The organism is Photorhabdus machadonis (assembly GCF_052657765.1).
In genome coordinates this window covers 5,101,982-5,122,557 of record NZ_CP199761.1, presented here as the reverse complement: position 1 = coordinate 5,122,557, position 20,576 = coordinate 5,101,982, and the positions used below count along the sequence as shown (strand labels likewise).

General features: G+C 44.8%; 36 protein-coding genes. 33 read left to right on the top strand and 3 right to left on the bottom strand.

Annotated elements, in window-relative coordinates; genetic code table 11:
* Positions 1 to 22 precede the first annotated feature (22 nt).
* The 33 genes from tuf to ACUN2T_RS24515 all read left to right on the top strand — a co-directional run bounded on the left by tuf (position 23) and on the right by ACUN2T_RS24515 (position 17,439).
* Positions 23 to 1,207, top strand: coding sequence for an elongation factor Tu (gene tuf, locus ACUN2T_RS24675; protein WP_445495501.1), 1,185 nt, complete (start codon positions 23 to 25; stop codon positions 1,205 to 1,207).
* Positions 1,208 to 1,884: 677 nt separating this feature from the next.
* Positions 1,885 to 2,079, top strand: coding sequence for a bacterioferritin-associated ferredoxin (gene bfd / locus ACUN2T_RS24670; protein WP_021322800.1), 195 nt, complete (start codon positions 1,885 to 1,887; stop codon positions 2,077 to 2,079).
* 76 nt (positions 2,080 to 2,155) lie between these two features.
* The gene (gene bfr, locus ACUN2T_RS24665; protein WP_445495500.1) at positions 2,156 to 2,632 is read left to right on the top strand and encodes a bacterioferritin; all 477 of its coding nucleotides are present in this window, start codon (positions 2,156 to 2,158) and stop codon (positions 2,630 to 2,632) included.
* Positions 2,633 to 2,930: 298 nt separating this feature from the next.
* Entirely contained in the window at positions 2,931 to 3,242 is a 312-nt protein-coding gene (gene rpsJ, locus ACUN2T_RS24660) for a 30S ribosomal protein S10 (protein WP_001181005.1), read from the top strand.
* 32 nt (positions 3,243 to 3,274) lie between these two features.
* A complete protein-coding gene (gene rplC, locus ACUN2T_RS24655) occupies positions 3,275 to 3,904 on the top strand; it encodes a 50S ribosomal protein L3 (RefSeq protein WP_036841116.1) in 630 nt (209 codons plus the stop codon).
* A gap of 16 nt (positions 3,905 to 3,920) precedes the next feature.
* Positions 3,921 to 4,526, top strand: coding sequence for a 50S ribosomal protein L4 (gene rplD / locus ACUN2T_RS24650; RefSeq protein WP_445495499.1), 606 nt, complete (start codon positions 3,921 to 3,923; stop codon positions 4,524 to 4,526).
* A complete protein-coding gene (gene rplW / locus ACUN2T_RS24645; protein WP_021322796.1) occupies positions 4,523 to 4,825 on the top strand; it encodes a 50S ribosomal protein L23 in 303 nt (100 codons plus the stop codon). Before rplD ends, rplW begins: the two co-directional genes overlap by 4 nt.
* A 19-nt stretch (positions 4,826 to 4,844) precedes the next feature.
* A complete protein-coding gene (rplB, locus tag ACUN2T_RS24640; RefSeq protein ID WP_021322795.1) occupies positions 4,845 to 5,669 on the top strand; it encodes a 50S ribosomal protein L2 in 825 nt (274 codons plus the stop codon).
* Positions 5,670 to 5,683: 14 nt separating this feature from the next.
* Positions 5,684 to 5,962, top strand: a complete 279-nt coding sequence (gene rpsS, locus ACUN2T_RS24635) for a 30S ribosomal protein S19 (RefSeq protein WP_011148791.1) — start codon at positions 5,684 to 5,686, stop codon at positions 5,960 to 5,962.
* A gap of 14 nt (positions 5,963 to 5,976) precedes the next feature.
* Positions 5,977 to 6,309, top strand: coding sequence for a 50S ribosomal protein L22 (gene rplV, locus ACUN2T_RS24630; protein ID WP_011148790.1), 333 nt, complete (start codon positions 5,977 to 5,979; stop codon positions 6,307 to 6,309).
* Between the two features lie 17 nt (positions 6,310 to 6,326).
* Positions 6,327 to 7,028, top strand: a complete 702-nt coding sequence (rpsC, locus tag ACUN2T_RS24625) for a 30S ribosomal protein S3 (RefSeq protein ID WP_445495498.1) — start codon at positions 6,327 to 6,329, stop codon at positions 7,026 to 7,028.
* 12 nt (positions 7,029 to 7,040) lie between these two features.
* A complete protein-coding gene (gene rplP, locus ACUN2T_RS24620) occupies positions 7,041 to 7,451 on the top strand; it encodes a 50S ribosomal protein L16 (protein ID WP_012990491.1) in 411 nt (136 codons plus the stop codon).
* Positions 7,451 to 7,642, top strand: a complete 192-nt coding sequence (rpmC, locus tag ACUN2T_RS24615) for a 50S ribosomal protein L29 (RefSeq protein ID WP_021322794.1) — start codon at positions 7,451 to 7,453, stop codon at positions 7,640 to 7,642. Before rplP ends, rpmC begins: the two co-directional genes overlap by 1 nt.
* Positions 7,642 to 7,896, top strand: coding sequence for a 30S ribosomal protein S17 (gene rpsQ / locus ACUN2T_RS24610; protein ID WP_011148786.1), 255 nt, complete (start codon positions 7,642 to 7,644; stop codon positions 7,894 to 7,896). Before rpmC ends, rpsQ begins: the two co-directional genes overlap by 1 nt.
* Before the next feature lie 169 nt (positions 7,897 to 8,065).
* Positions 8,066 to 8,437 carry a 50S ribosomal protein L14 gene (gene rplN / locus ACUN2T_RS24605; RefSeq protein ID WP_015836277.1) on the top strand — a complete coding sequence of 124 codons (372 nt, stop codon included), beginning with the start codon at positions 8,066 to 8,068 and terminating at the stop codon, positions 8,435 to 8,437.
* A 10-nt stretch (positions 8,438 to 8,447) separates the two neighbouring features.
* Positions 8,448 to 8,762 carry a 50S ribosomal protein L24 gene (gene rplX / locus ACUN2T_RS24600; protein WP_132356032.1) on the top strand — a complete coding sequence of 105 codons (315 nt, stop codon included), beginning with the start codon at positions 8,448 to 8,450 and terminating at the stop codon, positions 8,760 to 8,762.
* Positions 8,763 to 8,776: 14 nt separating this feature from the next.
* Positions 8,777 to 9,316 carry a 50S ribosomal protein L5 gene (gene rplE, locus ACUN2T_RS24595; protein ID WP_445495497.1) on the top strand — a complete coding sequence of 180 codons (540 nt, stop codon included), beginning with the start codon at positions 8,777 to 8,779 and terminating at the stop codon, positions 9,314 to 9,316.
* 13 nt (positions 9,317 to 9,329) lie between these two features.
* On the top strand, positions 9,330 to 9,635 hold the full coding sequence (gene rpsN, locus ACUN2T_RS24590; RefSeq protein WP_021322791.1) for a 30S ribosomal protein S14: 306 nt from the start codon (positions 9,330 to 9,332) through the stop codon (positions 9,633 to 9,635).
* A gap of 33 nt (positions 9,636 to 9,668) precedes the next feature.
* Positions 9,669 to 10,061, top strand: a complete 393-nt coding sequence (gene rpsH / locus ACUN2T_RS24585) for a 30S ribosomal protein S8 (RefSeq protein ID WP_021322790.1) — start codon at positions 9,669 to 9,671, stop codon at positions 10,059 to 10,061.
* A gap of 13 nt (positions 10,062 to 10,074) precedes the next feature.
* On the top strand, positions 10,075 to 10,608 hold the full coding sequence (gene rplF / locus ACUN2T_RS24580) for a 50S ribosomal protein L6 (RefSeq protein WP_445495496.1): 534 nt from the start codon (positions 10,075 to 10,077) through the stop codon (positions 10,606 to 10,608).
* A 9-nt stretch (positions 10,609 to 10,617) separates the two neighbouring features.
* Positions 10,618 to 10,971, top strand: coding sequence for a 50S ribosomal protein L18 (gene rplR, locus ACUN2T_RS24575; RefSeq protein ID WP_011148779.1), 354 nt, complete (start codon positions 10,618 to 10,620; stop codon positions 10,969 to 10,971).
* A 14-nt stretch (positions 10,972 to 10,985) separates the two neighbouring features.
* Entirely contained in the window at positions 10,986 to 11,486 is a 501-nt protein-coding gene (gene rpsE, locus ACUN2T_RS24570) for a 30S ribosomal protein S5 (protein ID WP_015836271.1), read from the top strand.
* A 5-nt stretch (positions 11,487 to 11,491) separates the two neighbouring features.
* On the top strand, positions 11,492 to 11,671 hold the full coding sequence (gene rpmD, locus ACUN2T_RS24565; protein WP_011148777.1) for a 50S ribosomal protein L30: 180 nt from the start codon (positions 11,492 to 11,494) through the stop codon (positions 11,669 to 11,671).
* A 3-nt stretch (positions 11,672 to 11,674) separates the two neighbouring features.
* Positions 11,675 to 12,109, top strand: coding sequence for a 50S ribosomal protein L15 (gene rplO / locus ACUN2T_RS24560; RefSeq protein WP_445495495.1), 435 nt, complete (start codon positions 11,675 to 11,677; stop codon positions 12,107 to 12,109).
* Positions 12,110 to 12,116: 7 nt separating this feature from the next.
* On the top strand, positions 12,117 to 13,448 hold the full coding sequence (gene secY / locus ACUN2T_RS24555) for a preprotein translocase subunit SecY (RefSeq protein WP_011148775.1): 1,332 nt from the start codon (positions 12,117 to 12,119) through the stop codon (positions 13,446 to 13,448).
* A 32-nt stretch (positions 13,449 to 13,480) separates the two neighbouring features.
* Entirely contained in the window at positions 13,481 to 13,597 is a 117-nt protein-coding gene (rpmJ, locus tag ACUN2T_RS24550) for a 50S ribosomal protein L36 (RefSeq protein ID WP_002227352.1), read from the top strand.
* A gap of 145 nt (positions 13,598 to 13,742) precedes the next feature.
* Positions 13,743 to 14,099, top strand: a complete 357-nt coding sequence (gene rpsM / locus ACUN2T_RS24545) for a 30S ribosomal protein S13 (RefSeq protein WP_445495494.1) — start codon at positions 13,743 to 13,745, stop codon at positions 14,097 to 14,099.
* Between the two features lie 15 nt (positions 14,100 to 14,114).
* Positions 14,115 to 14,504: a 30S ribosomal protein S11 gene (rpsK, locus tag ACUN2T_RS24540; RefSeq protein WP_002919257.1), complete on the top strand. Its 390-nt coding sequence runs from the start codon at positions 14,115 to 14,117 to the stop codon at positions 14,502 to 14,504.
* A gap of 36 nt (positions 14,505 to 14,540) precedes the next feature.
* The gene (gene rpsD / locus ACUN2T_RS24535) at positions 14,541 to 15,161 is read left to right on the top strand and encodes a 30S ribosomal protein S4 (RefSeq protein ID WP_023043907.1); all 621 of its coding nucleotides are present in this window, start codon (positions 14,541 to 14,543) and stop codon (positions 15,159 to 15,161) included.
* A gap of 25 nt (positions 15,162 to 15,186) precedes the next feature.
* Positions 15,187 to 16,176, top strand: a complete 990-nt coding sequence (locus ACUN2T_RS24530) for a DNA-directed RNA polymerase subunit alpha (protein WP_011148772.1) — start codon at positions 15,187 to 15,189, stop codon at positions 16,174 to 16,176.
* 40 nt (positions 16,177 to 16,216) lie between these two features.
* Positions 16,217 to 16,609 carry a 50S ribosomal protein L17 gene (gene rplQ / locus ACUN2T_RS24525; protein WP_133813955.1) on the top strand — a complete coding sequence of 131 codons (393 nt, stop codon included), beginning with the start codon at positions 16,217 to 16,219 and terminating at the stop codon, positions 16,607 to 16,609.
* Between the two features lie 133 nt (positions 16,610 to 16,742).
* A complete protein-coding gene (zntR, locus tag ACUN2T_RS24520; RefSeq protein WP_445495493.1) occupies positions 16,743 to 17,159 on the top strand; it encodes a Zn(2+)-responsive transcriptional regulator in 417 nt (138 codons plus the stop codon).
* A 79-nt stretch (positions 17,160 to 17,238) separates the two neighbouring features.
* Positions 17,239 to 17,439, top strand: coding sequence for an alternative ribosome-rescue factor A (locus tag ACUN2T_RS24515; RefSeq protein ID WP_445497977.1), 201 nt, complete (start codon positions 17,239 to 17,241; stop codon positions 17,437 to 17,439).
* Positions 17,440 to 17,456: 17 nt separating this feature from the next.
* On the opposite strand, the gene ACUN2T_RS24510 is transcribed toward ACUN2T_RS24515, so the two are convergent.
* From ACUN2T_RS24510 to rsmB, 3 genes are all read right to left on the bottom strand, one after another.
* A complete protein-coding gene (locus ACUN2T_RS24510; RefSeq protein ID WP_445495492.1) occupies positions 17,457 to 17,702 on the bottom strand; it encodes a hypothetical protein in 246 nt (81 codons plus the stop codon).
* An 82-nt stretch (positions 17,703 to 17,784) separates the two neighbouring features.
* The gene (gene trkA / locus ACUN2T_RS24505; RefSeq protein ID WP_445495491.1) at positions 17,785 to 19,161 is read right to left on the bottom strand and encodes a Trk system potassium transporter TrkA; all 1,377 of its coding nucleotides are present in this window, start codon (positions 19,159 to 19,161) and stop codon (positions 17,785 to 17,787) included.
* A 56-nt stretch (positions 19,162 to 19,217) separates the two neighbouring features.
* Entirely contained in the window at positions 19,218 to 20,507 is a 1,290-nt protein-coding gene (gene rsmB, locus ACUN2T_RS24500) for a 16S rRNA (cytosine(967)-C(5))-methyltransferase RsmB (protein ID WP_445495490.1), read from the bottom strand.
* Positions 20,508 to 20,576: the final 69 nt, after the last annotated feature.

Here is a 20,576-nt window from a genome sequence, read left to right as displayed (position 1 = left end):
CGTGTCTTAGAGGGACAATCTAATGTCTAAAGAAAAGTTTGAACGTAAAAAACCGCACGTTAACGTTGGTACTATCGGCCACGTTGACCATGGTAAAACTACCCTGACTGCTGCCATCACTACTGTATTGGCTAAAACCTACGGTGGTAACGCTCGCGCATTCGACCAGATCGATAACGCGCCAGAAGAAAAAGCGCGTGGTATCACCATCTCTACTTCTCACGTAGAATACGATACGCCAAGCCGTCACTATGCGCATGTTGACTGCCCAGGCCACGCCGACTATGTGAAAAACATGATCACCGGTGCTGCCCAGATGGACGGCGCGATCCTGGTAGTTGCAGCAACTGATGGTCCAATGCCACAAACTCGTGAGCACATCCTGTTAGGCCGTCAGGTAGGCGTTCCTTACATCATCGTGTTCCTGAACAAATGTGACATGGTAGACGACGAAGAGCTGCTGGAACTGGTTGAGATGGAAGTGCGTGAGCTGCTGTCTCAGTACGACTTCCCAGGCGACGACACGCCAGTTATCCGTGGTTCTGCTCTGAAAGCACTGGAAGGTGAGGCAGAGTGGGAAGCCAAAATCATCGAACTGGCAGAGGCCCTGGATAGCTACATTCCAGAGCCAGAGCGTGCTATTGACCAGCCATTCCTGCTGCCAATCGAAGACGTATTCTCTATTTCAGGCCGTGGTACTGTCGTTACCGGTCGTGTAGAGCGCGGTATCGTTAAAGTGGGTGAAGAAGTTGAAATCGTGGGGATTAAAGACACCACGAAAACAACTTGTACCGGCGTAGAAATGTTCCGCAAACTGCTGGACGAAGGCCGTGCGGGTGAGAACGTGGGTGTTCTGCTGCGTGGTACCAAACGTGACGAAATCGAACGTGGTCAGGTATTGGCAAAACCCGGTTCAATCAAGCCACACACCACTTTCGAATCAGAAGTTTATATTCTGAGCAAAGACGAAGGCGGCCGTCATACTCCGTTCTTCAAAGGCTACCGTCCACAGTTCTACTTCCGTACAACTGACGTAACCGGGACTATCGAACTGCCAGAAGGCGTGGAAATGGTGATGCCAGGTGATAACATTCAGATGATCGTTACCCTGATTGCACCAATCGCGATGGACCAGGGTCTGCGCTTCGCAATCCGTGAAGGTGGCCGTACAGTAGGTGCTGGTGTTGTTGCTAAAGTTATTGCTTAATAGCTGATCGTATATTTAGTCCTAGGGCAAGCTTGAACTCGGGTTTGCTTTAGAATAGACACCTGGTGTATTACATCAGGTGTCTGTCGGTTGATGTCTTCAAATATATCCTTTCCTTGAATTGCCTACATGAATCATCTTGGGGTACTTCTTCTAGTCTTAGTCTTTGGTTTTTGACTGTGACAGTTCGTAGTTTGTCTTTGGATATTATCCGCTTGTTCTACCAAGATACTCAGGGTACATCTGGACCTATCACCTATCATCCATTCGTCATTAAATATGTTAATGTTTGTTCTTATGCTAAGTCCTTCTCATACAACTAAACATGTGAATCCCGTAATATCGTAAAACAGATGATCCCTCTCCTTCCTTCTGACTATCAGTTCTCAGCTCTAGAGCAAGTTGTTGATGTAGGAAATAGTGTAGTTGCTGTGTCTTTAATATGTGGTTGGTTTAGCTAAATTTTATTTAGGATGGAATAAGTTTAATAAAGTTACCAGTAGTGATAAAAGTCTTATCCATCAGAATATTATGTGGATGAGTGAACCATTTCCATCGGATGAAGGTGAAAGAAAATTTGGAAGAGTTGGATCAGAAAATTAAAATACGAATGATTATTGAAATGATACTCATTATTATTTAATATAAGCTATAATATGTACCAGAGAGTGCTATTTATGTATGTTTGCCTATGTAATGCGGTGAGTGACAAAACAATACGTAACGCGGTGCGTCAGCATCATGTTCACTCTATTAGAGAACTAAAACGTATTGTGCCTGTGGGCCGTGATTGTGGTAAATGCATACGCCAAGCCAGAGAGCTAATTAATGAGGAAATTGCACAACTGCCTAAGATAGATAACGTTGCTTGATAAAAAATAAGGTAAGTTTATTACTACTCTGCTGAATAGGTACTACACTTTAAGTACTGGAAGCGGAGGAGTAGCTATGAAAGGTGATAAAAAAATAATTGCTCATTTGAACAAACTTCTTGGAAATGAGCTTGTTGCAATTAATCAGTATTTTCTGCACGCCCGGATGTTCAAAAACTGGGGCCTTACCCGCCTTAATGACAAGGAATATCATGAATCTATCGATGAAATGAAACATGCTGATAGATACATTGAACGTATCCTTTTTCTTGAGGGAATTCCTAATTTGCAGGATTTAGGAAAACTTAACATCGGAGAAGATATTGAAGAAATGCTCAAATCCGATTTGCAACTAGAATTGCAAGGAGCCAAGGATTTGAGAGAAGCGATCGCTTATGCTGATTCGATTCATGATTATGTTAGTCGTGATTTGATGATCGATATCTTAGATGAAGAAGAAGAGCATATTGATTGGCTGGAAACTCAGTTTGAATTAATTGAACGCATGGGGATTCAAAATTATACCCAGGTACAGATTCTTGAAGGAGAATAGTCCTAGAAAAATGCCCTATCTACTAAAGCTAGGGCATCTTATTCTACACTCATTTATTTCATTCCGAATAGATTTTCATCTGTATCTTGCTTTGCTAATTGATTTGCGTATAATACGCGGGCTTACTTTGAGTAAGCCTGATCTATTAGTCAGTAAATGTGCAGTGTTTTGCTTTTCTGCCATTTAAAAATACTCCCGATATGGGGGTTATATATTGAACGATTACACTCTCCCATCAATCGAAATGGGCACGAGGAGTAGTTATTTACGTTTATAAAATAGTTGGAGCTCTGGTCTCATGCAGAACCAAAGAATCCGTATCCGCCTGAAAGCATTTGATCATCGTTTGATAGATCAATCAACTGCGGAAATTGTCGAGACCGCTAAGCGCACTGGTGCGCAGGTTCGTGGTCCGATCCCGCTGCCGACTCGTAAAGAGCGTTTTACTGTTCTGATTTCTCCGCATGTTAATAAAGATGCGCGTGATCAGTACGAAATTCGCACTCATAAGCGTCTGGTTGACATCGTTGAGCCAACCGAGAAAACCGTTGATGCTCTGATGCGTCTGGATCTGGCTGCCGGTGTAGACGTGCAGATCAGCCTGGGTTAATCAGGTCATTGAACGATTGAGAGGTTGAAACAATGATTGGTTTAGTCGGTAAAAAAGTGGGTATGACTCGTATCTTCACAGAAGATGGAGTTTCAATCCCTGTAACAGTTATCGAAATTGAAGATAACCGTGTTACTCAGGTTAAAGATCTGGATAGCGACGGTTATCGTGCAATTCAGGTTACTACTGGTAGCAAAAAAGCTAACCGTGTAAACAAACCTGAAGCGGGTCATTTCGCTAAAGCTGGCGTTGAAGCTGGCCGTATCCTGCGTGAATTCCGTCTGTCTGAAGACGAAGAATATGCTGTAGGTCAAAGCATTAGCGTTGAAATTTTCGCTGACGTTAAGAAAGTCGACGTTACTGGTACATCTAAAGGTAAAGGTTTTGCTGGTACTGTTAAGCGCTGGAACTTCCGTACCCAAGATGCTAGCCACGGTAACTCTTTGTCTCACCGTGTTCCGGGTTCTATCGGTCAGAACCAAACTCCGGGCAAGGTATTTAAAGGCAAAAAAATGGCAGGCCAACTGGGTAATGAGCGTGTAACCGTTCAAAGCCTGGATGTAGTACGTGTTGACGCTGAGCGCAACCTGCTGCTGGTCAAAGGTGCTGTTCCAGGTGCAACTGGTGGCAACCTGATCGTAAAACCGGCTGTCAAGGCGTAACGTCAAGGAGATAGGAATGGAATTGGTAATGAAAGACGCGCAAGGCGCGCTGACTGTTTCCGAAACTACCTTCGGGCGTGATTTCAATGAAGCGCTTGTGCATCAAGTAGTCGTTGCTTACGCAGCTGGTGCACGTCAAGGTACTCGTGCTCAGAAAACCCGTGCTGAAGTTTCTGGTTCAGGTAAAAAACCATGGCGTCAGAAAGGCACTGGCCGTGCACGCTCTGGTTCTATTAAGAGCCCAATTTGGCGCTCTGGTGGTGTAACTTTCGCAGCTAAGCCACAGGACCACAGTCAAAAAGTTAATAAGAAAATGTACCGCGGTGCTCTGAAAAGCATCCTGTCTGAACTGGTACGTCAAGATCGTCTGATAGTTGTCGAGAGTTTTTCTGTAGAAGCCCCTAAAACTAAGCTTCTAGCTCAGAAACTGAAAGAGATGGCTCTGGAAGATGTGCTGATTATCACTAGTGAAGTTGATGAGAACTTGTTCTTAGCCGCTCGCAACCTGTACAAGGTTGACGTTCGTGATGCAGCTGGTATCGATCCAGTTAGTTTGATCGCCTTCGATAAAGTGGTTATGACTGCTGACGCTGTGAAGCAAGTTGAGGAGATGCTGGCATGATCCGTGAAGAACGTCTGCTGAAAGTACTGCGCGCGCCGCACGTATCTGAAAAAGCTTCTACAGCGATGGAAAAAAGCAATACCATCGTTCTCAAAGTTGCAAAAGACGCGACTAAAGCAGAAATTAAAGCTGCTGTGCAGAAATTGTTTGAAGTCGAAGTTGAAGGTGTTAACACTTTGCTGGTTAAAGGCAAAACTAAACGCCACGGTCAGCGTATTGGTCGTCGTAGCGACTGGAAAAAAGCTTATGTCACTCTGAAAGAAGGCCAGAATATGGACTTCATCGGTGGTGCAGAGTAAGTCGGAGGAGTAAAGAACAATGGCAATTGTTAAATGTAAACCTACGTCTCCGGGCCGTCGCCACGTTGTTAAAGTGGTTAACCCTGAGCTGCATAAGGGTAAGCCTTATGCTCCGTTGCTGGAAAAAAGCAGCAAAACCGGTGGTCGTAACAACAATGGCCGTATTACCACTCGTCACATCGGTGGTGGCCACAAACAGCACTATCGTTTGATTGACTTCAAGCGTAACAAAGATGGTATCCCTGCTGTAGTTGAGCGTTTGGAATATGATCCAAACCGTTCAGCAAACATCGCCCTGGTTCTGTATAAAGACGGTGAACGTCGTTATATTCTTGCACCTAAAGGCCTGAAAGCTGGTGATCAGATCCAATCTGGTGCTGACGCAGCTATCAAAGCTGGTAATGCATTGCCAATGCGTAATATCCCGGTTGGTTCTACTGTACACAATGTAGAAATGAAGCCGGGTAAAGGCGGCCAGTTGGCTCGTTCCGCTGGTGCATATGTTCAGATCGTTGCTCGTGATGGTTCTTATGTAACCTTGCGTTTGCGTTCTGGTGAAATGCGTAAAGTTCTGTCTGATTGCCGCGCTACTTTAGGTGAAGTTGGTAACGCAGAACATATGTTACGCGTTCTGGGTAAAGCTGGTGCAAGTCGCTGGCGTGGCATCCGTCCTACCGTTCGTGGTACGGCGATGAACCCAGTAGATCATCCACATGGTGGTGGTGAAGGTCGTAACTTTGGTAAACATCCTGTAACTCCTTGGGGTGTTCAAACTAAAGGTAAGAAGACCCGCAGTAATAAACGTACTGATCAGTTCATTGTACGTCGCCGTACTAAAAAATAATTAGAGGATAAGCCATGCCACGTTCTCTCAAGAAAGGTCCATTTATTGACCTGCACTTGCTGAAGAAGGTAGAGAAAGCGGTGGAAAGCGGAGACAAAAAGCCTATTAAGACTTGGTCCCGTCGTTCAACGATCTTTCCTAACATGATCGGTTTGACCATCGCTGTCCATAATGGTCGTCAGCATGTACCAGTTTTTGTTTCCGACGAAATGGTTGGTCACAAACTAGGTGAATTTGCGCCGACTCGTACTTATCGCGGCCATGCGGCCGATAAAAAGGCTAAAAAGCGCTAAGGTAGGAGGAAGAGATGGAAACTATCGCTAAACATCGCCACGCTCGTTCTTCTGCTCAGAAGGTTCGCCTTGTAGCTGACCTGATTCGCGGTAAGAAAGTGTCGCAAGCTCTGGAAACTTTGACCTATACCAACAAGAAAGCTGCTGGTTTGGTGAAGAAGGTACTTGAGTCTGCTATTGCTAATGCAGAACACAACGATGGCGCTGACATTGATGATCTGAAAGTTACGAAGATTTTCGTAGACGAAGGCCCTACCATGAAGCGCATTATGCCTCGTGCGAAAGGTCGTGCAGATCGCATCCTGAAGCGCAGCAGCCACATTACTGTGGTTGTGTCCGATCGCTGAGACTCTGGAGACTAGCAATGGGTCAGAAAGTACATCCTAATGGTATTCGCCTGGGTATCGTCAAACCTTGGAACTCTACCTGGTATGCGAATACCAAAGAATTCGCTGACAACTTGGACAGCGATTTTAAAGTGCGCCAGTACTTGAACAAAGAACTGGCAAAAGCGTCTATTTCACGCATTGTTATTGAACGTCCTGCTAAAAGCATCCGTGTAACTATTCACACTGCTCGCCCAGGTATCGTAATCGGTAAGAAAGGTGAAGACGTAGAAAAACTGCGTAAAACTGTAGCGGAAATCGCTGGTGTGCCTGCGCAAATTAATATCTCTGAAGTGCGTAAGCCTGAGCTGGACGCTAAACTGGTTGCTGATAGTATCACTTCGCAGCTGGAACGTCGTGTTATGTTCCGCCGTGCTATGAAACGCGCAGTTCAGAACGCAATGCGTTTGGGCGCTAAAGGCATTAAAGTGGAAGTAAGTGGCCGTTTGGGTGGTGCTGAAATTGCGCGTACTGAATGGTATCGTGAAGGTCGTGTACCATTGCACACACTGCGTGCAGACATCGACTATAATACTTCAGAAGCGCACACCACTTATGGTGTACTCGGCGTTAAGGTATGGATCTTCAAAGGTGAGATCTTGGGTGGTATGGCTGCTGTTGAACAGGCGGAAAAACCGGCTGTGCAACCTAAAAAGCAGCAGCGTAAAGGCCGCAAGTAAGGAGAGTCGCTGATGTTACAACCAAAGCGTACGAAATTCCGTAAAGTGCATAAAGGCCGTAACCGTGGCCTAGCAGCAGGTGCGGATGTTAGCTTCGGCACTTTCGGTCTGAAAGCTGTGGGCCGTGGTCGTCTGACTGCACGTCAGATTGAAGCGGCACGTCGTGCTATGACCCGTGCAATTAAACGTCAAGGTAAAATCTGGATCCGTGTATTTCCAGACAAACCTATCACTGAAAAGCCACTCGAAGTGCGTATGGGTAAAGGTAAAGGTAACGTAGAATATTGGGTTGCCTTGATCCAGCCCGGTAAAGTCCTTTATGAAATGGACGGTGTGCCTGAAGAGCTGGCTCGTGAAGCATTCAAGCTGGCAGCAGCGAAACTGCCTATCAAAACCACCTTTGTAACTAAGACGGTGATGTAATGAAAGCACAAGAGCTGCGCGAAAAAAGCGTTGAAGAGCTGAACACTGAGCTGCTGAACCTGTTGCGTGAACAATTTAACCTGCGTATGCAGGCAGCAAGTGGCCAGCTACAACAGTCTCATCTGTTGAAACAAGTGCGTCGTGATATCGCACGCGTTAAGACTTTACTGACTGAGAAGGCGGGTGCGTAATGACCGATAAAATCCGTACTCTGCAAGGTCGTGTTGTTAGTGACAAAATGGAAAAATCTATTGTTGTTGCTATCGAGCGTAAGGTGAAACATCCTCTGTATGGTAAGTTCATCAAGCGTACGACTAAACTGCACGTACATGACGAGAACAATGAATGTGGAATCGGTGATGTAGTGGAAATCCGCGAAACCCGTCCATTGTCCAAAACTAAATCTTGGACCTTAGTTCGCGTTGTAGAGAAAGCGATTCTGTAAGCTGACTCGAATAGAGTAAACGGCTCAGATTATGGGCCGTTTATTTTTTCTATCCATATCTGAGATGTGGTGTTATAATGCCGCGCCCTCATGGTATGGGGTATTTGAACGGCCTCTTCATAACAATGAAGTGGGCTCAGTAGTAGTTGACATTTAGCGGAGCACTAAAATGATCCAAGAACAGACTATGCTGAACGTGGCCGACAACTCCGGTGCACGTCGCGTAATGTGTATCAAGGTTCTGGGTGGCTCGCACCGTCGCTACGCACATGTCGGCGACATCATTAAAATCACCATCAAGGAAGCAATTCCTCGCGGTAAAGTGAAAAAAGGTGATGTCCTGAAAGCGGTAGTGGTGCGCACCAAGAAGGGTGTTCGTCGCCCTGACGGTTCTGTCATTCGCTTCGATGGCAATGCTTGTGTGTTGTTAAACAACACGAGTGAGCAGGTTATCGGTACGCGTATTTTTGGGCCGGTAACTCGTGAACTTCGTAATGAAAAGTTCATGAAAATTATCTCCCTGGCACCAGAAGTACTCTAAGGAGCGGACAATGGCAGCGAAAATCCGTCGTGATGACGAAGTTATCGTGCTGACTGGCAAAGATAAAGGTAAGCGCGGTAAAGTAAAACAGGTTCTTTCTACTGGGAAAGTCATTGTTGAAGGTATTAACTTGGTTAAAAAACATCAGAAGCCTGTTCCGGCTCTGAACCAACCAGGTGGCATCGTTGAAAAAGAAGCTGCAATTCAAGTTTCAAACGTTGCAATCTTCAATGCGGCAACCAGCAAGGCTGACCGTGTAGGTTTTAGATTTGAAGACGGTAAAAAAGTTCGTTTCTTTAAATCTAATAGCGAAACTATCAAGTAATTTGGAGTAATACGATGGCGAAACTGCATGATTACTACAAAGACGAGGTAGTCCAAAAACTGATGGCTCAGTTTGACTACGATTCTGTCATGCAAGTCCCTCGGGTCGAGAAGATCACCCTGAACATGGGTGTTGGTGAAGCGATTGCTGATAAGAAACTGCTGGATAATGCAGCAGCGGATCTAACCGCAATCTCTGGTCAAAAACCATTGATCACCAAAGCACGCAAATCAGTTGCAGGCTTCAAAATCCGTCAGGGCTATCCAATCGGCTGTAAAGTAACCCTGCGTGGTGAACGCATGTGGGAGTTTCTTGAGCGCCTGATTTCTATTGCTGTACCTCGTATCCGTGATTTTCGTGGTTTGTCTGCGAAGTCATTTGATGGTCGTGGTAATTACAGCATGGGTGTACGTGAGCAAATCATCTTCCCTGAAATCGACTATGATAAAGTGGATCGTGTTCGTGGCTTAGATATTACTATCACCACAACTGCGAAATCTGATGATGAAGGCCGCGCACTGTTGGCTGCTTTTAACTTCCCGTTCCGCAAGTAAGGCAGGGTTATTCATGGCTAAGCAATCAATGAAAGCACGTGATGTGAAACGTGTGAAATTGGCTGAAAAATTCTTCACTAAGCGTGTAGAACTGAAAGCTATCATTTCTGATGTGAATGCATCTGATGAAGAGCGTTGGAATGCTGTTCTTAAGCTGCAAACACTGCCACGTGATTCCAGCCCTTCTCGTCAGCGTAATCGCTGCCGCCAAACTGGGCGTCCGCATGGATTTTTGCGGAAGTTTGGGTTGAGCCGTATTAAAGTCCGTGAAGCCGCTATGCGCGGTGAAATCCCGGGTCTTAAGAAGGCTAGCTGGTAATTGTCACCAATTGAATCACGGGAGTAAAGACAGATGAGCATGCAAGATCCCATCGCGGATATGCTGACCCGTATCCGTAACGGTCAGGCCGCGAATAAAGTTGCGGTCACCATGCCTTCCTCCAAGCTGAAAGTGGCAATTGCCAAAGTGCTGAAGGAAGAAGGTTATATTGAAGATTTTAAAATTGAAGGCGACACTAAGCCAGAACTGGAATTAGTACTGAAGTACTTCCAGGGTAAGGCTGTCGTAGAAAGTATTCAGCGTGTAAGCCGTCCAAGTCTGCGCATCTATAAGAAAAAAGATGAGCTGCCACAAGTTATGGCTGGTTTAGGTATTGCTGTTGTTTCTACCTCTAAAGGTGTAATGACTGATCGTGCAGCTCGCCAAGCAGGTCTTGGTGGCGAGATTCTCTGCTACGTAGCTTAATCGGGAGGAAAGAATGTCTCGTGTTGCAAAAGCACCCGTCGTCATTCCTGCCGGCGTAGAGGTAAAACTCAACGGTCAGGTTATTTCGATTAAGGGTAAAAACGGCGAGCTGAGTCGTACAATCCACAGCGCAGTTGAAGTTAAGCATGCAGATAACCAACTGACCTTCGCTCCACGCGACGGCTATGTTGATGGTTGGGCACAGGCGGGTACGACTCGCTCTTTGCTGAATGCCATGGTTATTGGTGTTACCGAAGGCTTCACTAAGAAGCTTCAACTGGTAGGTGTTGGTTATCGTGCAGCAGTCAAAGGCAATGTTGTTAACATGTCTCTGGGCTTCTCGCATCCAGTTGACCACGAACTGCCAGTAGGCATTATTGCAGAATGTCCGTCACAAACTGAAATCGTACTGAAAGGTGCTGATAAGCAGGTAATCGGTCAGGTTGCGGCAGAACTGCGTGCCTATCGTCGTCCTGAGCCTTATAAAGGTAAGGGTGTTCGTTACGCCGACGAAGTCGTGCGTATCAAAGAGGCTAAGAAGAAGTAAGGTAACACTATGGATAAGAAAGCAGCTCGTATCCGTCGTGCGACCCGCGCACGCCGCAAGCTCCAGGAACTGGGTGCAACTCGCCTGGTGGTACATCGTACCCCACGCCATATTTATGCGCAGGTTATCGCACCAAACGGTTCTGAAACTTTGGTGGCAGCTTCTACTACAGAAAAAGCTATCAATGAGCAACTGAAATACACTGGAAATAAAGAAGCAGCAGCAGCAGTTGGTAAAGCAATTGCTGAACGTGCACTGGAGAAAGGTATCAAAGATGTATCCTTTGACCGTTCTGGTTTCCAATATCATGGTCGAGTCCAGGCACTGGCAGATGCTGCCCGTGAAGCTGGCCTTCAGTTCTAAGGTAGAGGTGTAAGATGGCTCACATCGAAAAACAAGCTGGCGAACTGCAGGAAAAGCTGATCGCGGTAAACCGCGTATCTAAAACCGTAAAAGGTGGCCGGATTTTCAGCTTTACCGCACTGACTGTTGTAGGTGATGGTAATGGTCGCGTTGGTTTTGGCTACGGCAAAGCACGCGAAGTTCCGGCAGCAATCCAGAAAGCGATGGAAAAAGCCCGTCGCAATATGAAAACCGTCGCACTAAACAGCGGCACTCTGCATCACCCAGTGAAAGGTGCACACACAGGTTCTCGCGTGTTCATGCAACCTGCTCACGAAGGTACTGGTATCATCGCAGGCGGTGCTATGCGTGCTGTTTTGGAAGTGGCTGGTGTTCGTAACGTACTGGCTAAAACCTATGGTTCCACTAACCCTATCAATGTGGTTCGTGCAACTCTGGATGCTTTAGACAGCATGAAGTCTCCAGAAATGGTCGCAGCTAAGCGTGGTAAATCCGTCGAAGAAATTCTGGGGTAATGGCCATGGCTAAGACTATTAAAGTAACACAAATTCGCAGTTCAATCGGTCGCCTGCCTAAACATAAGGCAACTTTGGTTGGTTTAGGTCTGCGTCGTATCGGTCATACAGTAGAGCGCGAAGATACTCCTGCTATACGTGGTATGATCAACTTGGTTTCCTATATGGTTAAAGTTGAGGAGTAACAGATGCGCTTAAATACTCTGTCTCCGGCTGAAGGTGCCAAGCATGCGCCTAAACGTGTAGGTCGTGGTATTGGTTCTGGCTTGGGTAAAACTGGTGGCCGCGGTCATAAAGGTCAGAAATCTCGTTCTGGCGGTGGCGTACGTCGCGGTTTTGAAGGTGGTCAGATGCCTTTATACCGTCGTTTGCCAAAATTTGGCTTCACTTCACGTAAGGCAATGATTACAGCAGAAGTTCGTCTGTCTGACTTTGCCGCCGTTGAAGGCGATGTTATCGATCTGAATGCACTGAAAGCCGCTAACATCGTTGGCACTCAAATTGAATTCGCAAAAGTTATGCTTTCTGGCGAAATCAAACGCGCAGTAACTGTGCGTGGCCTTCGTGTTACTAAAGGCGCTCGTGCGGCAATTGAAGCTGCCGGTGGTAAAATTGAGGAATAAGTAACAGATGGCTAAACAACCAGGATTAGATTTTCAAAGCGCTAAAGGTGGATTGGGCGAGCTAAAACGCAGACTGTTGTTTGTTATTGGAGCGCTGATTGTTTTCCGTATTGGTTCTTTTATTCCTATCCCTGGTATTGATGCCACTGTGCTTGCCAAATTGCTCGAACAGCAAAGGGGCACCATCATTGAAATGTTTAACATGTTCTCTGGTGGTGCTTTAAGTCGTGCTTCTATCTTTGCACTGGGGATAATGCCGTATATTTCTGCGTCTATTATTATTCAGTTGCTAACGGTGGTTCACCCAACGTTGGCCGAGATTAAGAAGGAAGGGGAAGCTGGCCGTCGTAAGATTAGCCAGTATACCCGCTATGGTACTTTAGTGCTGGCTATATTCCAGTCAATCGGTATTGCTACTGGTTTGCCGAATATGCCAGGAATGCAAGGGCTGGTGATTAACCCAGGATTTGCTTTCTACTTCACGGCTGTTGTGAGCCTAGTTACTGGGACTATGTTCCTGATGTGGTTGGGTGAGCAGATTACTGAGCGTGGTATTGGAAACGGTATCTCTATCATAATCTTTGCTGGTATTGTTGCGGGTTTGCCGCCGGCCATCGGCCATACCATTGAGCAAGCTCGGCAAGGCGATCTGCACTTCCTCCTGTTGCTGTTGGTTGCAGTGTTAGTGTTTGCAGTAACTTTCTTCGTTGTTTTCATGGAGCGTGGTCAACGGCGTATTGTTGTTAACTATGCGAAACGGCAACAAGGTCGCCGAGTTTATGCTGCACAGAGCACACATTTACCGTTGAAAGTGAATATGGCTGGAGTTATCCCTGCAATTTTCGCTTCCAGCATTATTCTGTTCCCTGGTACCATAGCTTCTTGGTTTGGGGGTGGAACTGGTTGGAACTGGCTGACTACTATTTCAATGTATTTGCAGCCTGGGCAACCGCTTTATGTGTTACTCTACGCGTCTGCAATCATCTTCTTCTGTTTCTTTTATACAGCGTTGGTTTTTAACCCGAGGGAAACAGCAGATAACCTGAAGAAGTCCGGTGCATTTGTACCAGGAATTCGTCCGGGAGAGCAAACGGCCAAGTACATTGATAAGGTAATGACACGTCTGACTTTAGTTGGTGCGATGTATATTACTTTTATCTGCTTAATCCCGGAGTTCATGCGTGACGCGATGAAGGTACCATTTTATTTTGGCGGTACTTCGCTACTTATCGTAGTTGTGGTTATCATGGACTTTATGGCTCAAGTGCAAACTCTGATGATGTCAAGTCAGTATGAGTCTGCATTGAAGAAGGCAAACCTTAAAGGTTATAACCGCTGATTGGTTTGCTTGAGAAGTTACGGAGGGTAAAAATGAAAGTTCGTGCTTCCGTCAAGAAATTATGTCGCAACTGCAAAATCGTTAAGCGTAACGGTGTCGTTCGTGTGATTTGTAGTGCAGAGCCTAAGCATAAACAACGCCAAGGCTGATAAAATAGCATATTTTTCTTGCAAAGTCGGTTTGAGCTGGCTAAATTAGCCAGCCAATCTTTTTATATCACAGCAACATTGTTTGAGTATCCTGAAAACGGGCTTTTCAGAATAGTGTTGCCGTAAATAATTGTAGGAGTGCATAGTGGCCCGTATAGCAGGCATTAACATTCCTGATCAGAAGCATACCGTAATCGCTTTAACATCGATCTACGGAATCGGCAAAACTCGTTCCCAGGCCATTTGTGCTGAAGCGGGTATTGCTGAACATGTTAAGATCAGTGAGCTGTCTGAAGAGCAAATTGACAAGCTGCGTGACGAAGTTGCCAAATATGTTGTAGAAGGTGATCTGCGTCGTGAAGTAACCCTGAGCATCAAACGTCTGATGGATCTTGGTACTTATCGTGGTTTACGTCACCGTCGTGGTCTACCGGTTCGCGGTCAGCGTACTAAGACCAATGCACGTACCCGTAAGGGTCCACGTAAGCCGATCAAGAAATAATCGGGGTATTGTATAATGGCAAAAGCACCTATTCGTGCACGTAAGCGTGTAAGAAAGCAAGTCTCTGACGGTGTGGCTCATATCCATGCTTCTTTCAACAACACCATCGTGACCATTACTGACCGTCAGGGTAACGCTCTGGGTTGGGCAACTGCGGGTGGTTCCGGTTTCCGTGGTTCTCGTAAATCTACTCCGTTTGCAGCTCAGGTTGCAGCAGAGCGCTGTGCTGAAGCAGTGAAAGAATACGGAATTAAGAACCTGGAAGTTATGGTTAAAGGACCTGGTCCTGGCCGCGAGTCAACTATCCGAGCGTTAAATGCGGCGGGTTTCCGCATCACTAACATTACTGATGTGACTCCGATCCCTCATAACGGTTGTCGTCCACCTAAAAAACGTCGCGTTTAATAGCGTTTACTTTTTTAGGTTTGTTGGAGAAAGAAAATGGCAAGATATTTGGGTCCTAAGCTCAAGCTGAGCCGTCGCGAGGGTACAGACCTATTCCTGAAGTCTGGCGTTCGCGCGATTGACACCAAGTGTAAATTGGAACAACCACCTGGGCAGCATGGCGCACGTAAACCGCGTCTGTCTGACTATGGTGTACAGTTACGTGAAAAACAAAAAGTTCGCCGTATTTACGGTGTCCTAGAACGTCAATTCCGTAATTATTACAAAGAAGCAACTCGTCTGAAAGGCAATACAGGTGAAAATCTACTGAGTTTGCTGGAAGGTCGTCTGGACAACGTTGTTTACCGTATGGGTTTCGGCGCGACTCGTGCTGAATCACGCCAAATGGTAAGCCATAAGGCTATCATGGTAAATGGTCGCGTTGTTAACATCGCTTCTTATCAGGTATCCCCGAATGACGTAGTCAGCGTTCGCGAAAAATCGAAAAAGCAGTCTCGTATCAAGGCGGCTTTAGAACTGGCTGAGCAGCGTGAGAAACCAACTTGGTTGGAGGTTGATGCTGCGAAGATGGAAGGTGTGTTCAAACGTACTCCAGAACGTACCGATCTGTCCGCTGACATCAACGAACACCTGATCGTCGAGCTTTACTCTAAGTAAAGCTTAGCACCAAAGAGAGGACACAATGCAGGGTTCTGTGACAGAGTTTCTAAAACCGCGCCTGGTTGATATCGAGCAAGTCAGTTCGACGCACGCCAAGGTGACCCTTGAGCCTTTAGAGCGTGGCTTTGGTCATACTCTAGGCAACGCACTGCGCCGTATTCTACTTTCGTCTATGCCGGGTTGTGCGGTGACTGAGGTTGAGATTGATGGTGTACTGCATGAGTACAGCACCAAAGAAGGTGTACAGGAAGATATCCTGGAGATTCTCCTCAACCTGAAAGGGCTGGCGGTAAGAGTTCAGGGTAAAGATGAAGTTATTCTTACCTTGAATAAGTCTGGCATTGGCCCTGTGACTGCAGCCGACATTATCCATGACGGAGATGTCGAAATCGTCAAGCCGCAACATGTAATCTGCCACCTGACTGATGAAACTGCTTCTATAAGCATGCGTATTAAAGTTCAGCGTGGTCGGGGTTATGTGCCGGCTTCTGCCCGGATTCATTCGGAAGAAGATGAGCGCCCTATTGGTCGTTTGTTAGTAGACGCTTGTTATAGCCCAGTAGAGCGTATTGCCTACAATGTTGAAGCAGCGCGTGTAGAACAACGTACCGATTTGGACAAGTTGGTTATCGAGATGGAAACTAACGGTACAATCGATCCTGAAGAGGCGATTCGCCGTGCAGCTACTATTTTGGCTGAACAGCTGGAAGCTTTTGTTGATTTACGTGATGTACGTCAGCCAGAAGTAAAAGAGGAGAAGCCAGAGTTTGATCCGATCCTGCTGCGCCCTGTTGACGATCTGGAATTGACTGTCCGCTCTGCTAACTGCCTTAAGGCAGAAGCTATCCACTACATCGGTGATTTGGTACAGCGTACCGAGGTTGAGTTACTTAAGACACCTAACCTGGGTAAAAAATCTCTTACAGAGATCAAAGACGTACTGGCTTCACGTGGCTTATCTCTAGGCATGCGCTTGGAAAACTGGCCACCAGCAAGTATTGCTGATGAATAACTAGATCACAGGTTAAGGTTTTACTGAGAAGGATAAGGTCATGCGCCATCGTAAGAGTGGTCGTCAATTGAACCGCAACAGCAGCCATCGCCAAGCTATGTTCCGCAACATGGCAGGTTCTTTGGTCCGTCATGAAATCATCAAGACGACTCTGCCTAAAGCGAAAGAACTGCGTCGCGTCGTTGAGCCGCTGATTACTCTTGCCAAGACCGACAGCGTAGCTAATCGTCGTCTGGCATTCGCCCGTACTCGTGATAACGAAATCGTGGCAAAACTGTTTAATGAGCTGGGCCCGCGTTTTGCGAGTCGCGCAGGTGGTTACACTCGTATTCTTAAGTGTGGCTTCCGTACTGGTGATAATGCTCCGATGGCATACATCGAGCTCGTTGACCGTGCTGTTGAGCCTCAAACAGAAGTTGCGACTGCAGAGTAATCTGTAGGGGCATATAAAAGAACCGGGTTTATCCCGGTTTTTTTATATCTGTATATTTGAATTCCTCACTTATTTCTTTCTATCCTGTTATGCTGATATCTCAAACAGTGTGTTTATTGTAGGAGATATGAAAATGTATCGTATTGGCCAACTGGCTAAATTAGCGAATGTGACCCCTGATACAGTACGTTTCTATGAAAAACAAGGAATGATGGAACATCAGAACCGTACTGAGGGAGGATATAGGCTTTATACAGAGCAAGATCTACAGCGCCTTAGATTTATACGTTATGCCAAGCAACTGGGATTTACATTGGAAGCTATCACAGAATTATTGTCTATTCGTGTAGATCCAGATCATCATACTTGTGAAGAGTCGAAGCAAATTGTAGATTCTAGGTTGATGGAAGTAGAAGAAAAACTTCTTGAAATGTTAAAGATGCGTGATTCACTTAAGATGTTAAGTGATGCTTGCTGTGGGAGTTCTCACATAAGTACTTATTGTTCTATTCTTGAAACTTTAGAACAAGGAGCTTTAAATAAGGAATAAGTAATTTTTCTTTATTATGGATAATTCAGCGAGTACAATTGTTATGTTTTTAGGTCGATTCATATGATAGAGGAACATGATGATTACATATCACCATAAAAAAGGCGTAATAAAGGATAATGCTATTGAAGCTCTACTGCGTGATCCATTATTCAAACAACGAGTTGAGAAAAATAAAAAGGGGAAAGGAAGCTACCAGAGGAAGGGGAAGCATAACAAGACAAGTAACTGGGAGGCCAGTGGTAAGAGATCATTAGATTTTTTACCACTGGCCTTTTAGTCTTGATAGGTTTATTTTTACTCTTTCAGTAAATTACGGATTTCTATTAATGATTTTTTTTTAGTAGTTGGGGGCTGGAATGGCTTAAATCTCTTTTTTACTATATGATTTATTCGTTTTACTGCATAGGAAATAGCTATAGCTAATGACAGCACGATATTTTTTAAGATTATATCAATAATCACGTCAGCAGCTGGATTAGTAAAATTGCCTTTTATGGTAAATTTACAAACTTTTTTAAAAAACTCACCACGTTCTTTCAATCATGATGTTAATTAAAATGTATCAAGTTGTCTCAGTTATTGTATTTGAATTATATGACTGGTAGATAATTATTTTTGGTTCCTAAAGGAAAAAAGGGCTTGGTTGGAATAGTCTTTCTACTTCGGGAACAAATTTCTTATCTGTAATAAACATAATTACATGATCTCCTTGTTCGATTACACTGTAATCATGAGCAATAATCACTTCGTCACCGCGGGCTATTGCTCCAATTGTAGTACCTGGTGGCAATTTAATATCACCTACAGCTCGGCCGACAACTTTTGAAGTGCTTTCATCTCCATGAGCAATTGCTTCGATAGCTTCCGCTACTCCACGACGTAATGAGGAAACACTTACGATATCTGCTTTACGAACATGACCTAGTAGAGCTGAAATAGTTGCTTGCTGTGGAGAGATTGCAATATCAATGACACCTCCTTGTACTAAATCAACATATGCACTACGCTGAATGAGAACCATAGCTTTTTTGGCTCCCATGCGCTTGGCAAGCATTGCAGACATGATATTTGCTTCGTCATCGTTGGTTAGGGCAATAAATACATCTACCTGCTCTATATGTTCTTCGGCTAATAGCTCTTGGTCAGATGCATCCCCATAGAAAACAATAGTGTTGTGTAATAATTCCGCTAGTTCTGTGGCTCTTTGCTGATTTCGTTCAATTAATTTAACCCTGTAATCTTTTTCGAGACGTAGAGCAAGTCCCGCGCCAATATTACCACCACCAACGATCATAATACGCTTGTAAGGTTTTTCTAAGCGTTGAAGCTCGCTCATTACAGCACGAATATGTTGGGATGCAGCCACAAAGAAAACCTCGTCACCAGCCTCAATGATTGTAGAGCCTTGTGGTCTTATTGGTCGATCTTGGCGAAATATGGCAGCAACTCTGGTATTAATATGTGGCATGTGTTCACGAAGTGAAGAAAGAGCATTTCCTACAAGTGAACCTCCGTAGTAAGCTTTTACTGCAACAATACTTACTCTACCTTCGGCAAAGTTAACAACCTGTAAAGCGCCAGGATACTGAATTAGTTTATAAATATAATCTATGACGAGTTGTTCTGGTGAAATAAGATAATCAATAGGAATGTCGTTAGGGAGAAAAAGCTTATCTGATTCACGGATATATTCTGCTGCGCGTATTCGCGCAACTTTATTTGGTGTATTAAATAAGGAATAAGCAATTTGGCATGCAATCATGTTAGTTTCGTCAGAATTAGTTACAGCAACTAACATATCAGCATCTTCAGCACCAGCTTCTCTTAATACTCTGGGATGAGAACCATGACCATTGACTACTCTGAGGTCGAATTTATCCTGTAGTTGGTGCAGGCGGTTGGGATCAGTGTCGACTATAGTGATATCGTTATTTTCACCTACTAGATTTTCAGCTAATGTACCGCCAACTTGACCTGCACCAAGAATAATTATTTTCATAGTATTCTCTAACTTGTTAGAAACAGATAGTTATCTGTATAAATTGTGGAGATATATTACTGTTTAATTAATCGAGCGTAAAAGAAACCATCACCACCATTGAATTCAGGTATTATTTGTTTTCCTAGGTTATCGCCTGTCTCTGTTCCCGATAGTTTGGCATCTGGATGGCGTTTTAAAAACGAGCTGATTTGCTGGCTATTTTCATCGGGCAAAATAGAACAGGTTGCATATACTAATGTCCCACCTCTCTTTAAATATGGCCAGATTGCATCAATAATCTCAGATTGTAATTGAACCAATTGAGCAATATCTTCTTCGCGGCGTAACCATTTGATATCAGGGTGGCGACGGATTACCCCTGTTGCTGAACAAGGTGCATCCAGAAGGATACGATCGAATTGCTGGCCTTCTGCCCAATATTTAGGGTGGCGCCCATCACCGGTTTTTACTGTTGCATGGCAATTAAGGCGCTGGAGATTTTCTTTTACTCGTTTGATCCTGTGTTCATCAATATCTACAGCTAATACTTGGGCTTTTGGCGCTATTTCGAGAATATGTGTTGTTTTCCCTCCTGGTGCGGCACAAAGATCGAGGATTTTTTCTCCATTGATTGGTTGTAATAACTCGGCACACCCTTGTGCGGATACATCTTGAACAGTCACCCAACCTTTATCAAATCCAGGTAATATTGTTACCGGGCAGGGGAAAATTACACGGATAGCAGAAGGTAATTCGATAGCTGGTTCTGCATCAATTCCGGCTTTATGGAGAAGAGAAAGATATTCATCTCGACTATGGTATATTCGATTAACTCGCAACCACATGGGCGGTTTCTTATTATTATTTTCAATAAGTTGCGGCCATTCTTGCGGGTAGGCTTTTTGGATTTTAGCTAATAACCATTTAGGATGTAAGTGATTGCTGGGGCTATTTTGTGAAAGCTCCATTAATTGCAGTTGCTGCCTCTGAAACTGACGAAGGACTCCATTAATTAATCCTTTTAGCTGAGGATATTTCAGAGTTACGGCTCCATTTACTGTTTCAGCAAGTGCCGCATGAGCTGGGATACGGGTATAGGTAAGTTGGTATATGCCAACCATAAGCAGGTAATGAAGAATACGTTGCTTACCTTTTAGAGGTTTTTCCATTAATTGGCTTATTATCCATTCTAACTGAGGTAATACACGTAATACCCCGAAAGATAACTCCTGTAACAAAGATTTATCTTTATCAGTTATATTTCGTTGAAGTTCAGGCAATATTGTACTGAGAGATTGCCCTTGGTCCAGAACTTGATTGATTGCTTTCGCGGCGATACTTCGTAGATTATATGTATTTTTCATAGTTAAAAAGGCTGACAAAAGTCAGCATTAAGAGAAAGTTTGTAAATGAGAGTTTACATAGAATAGTAT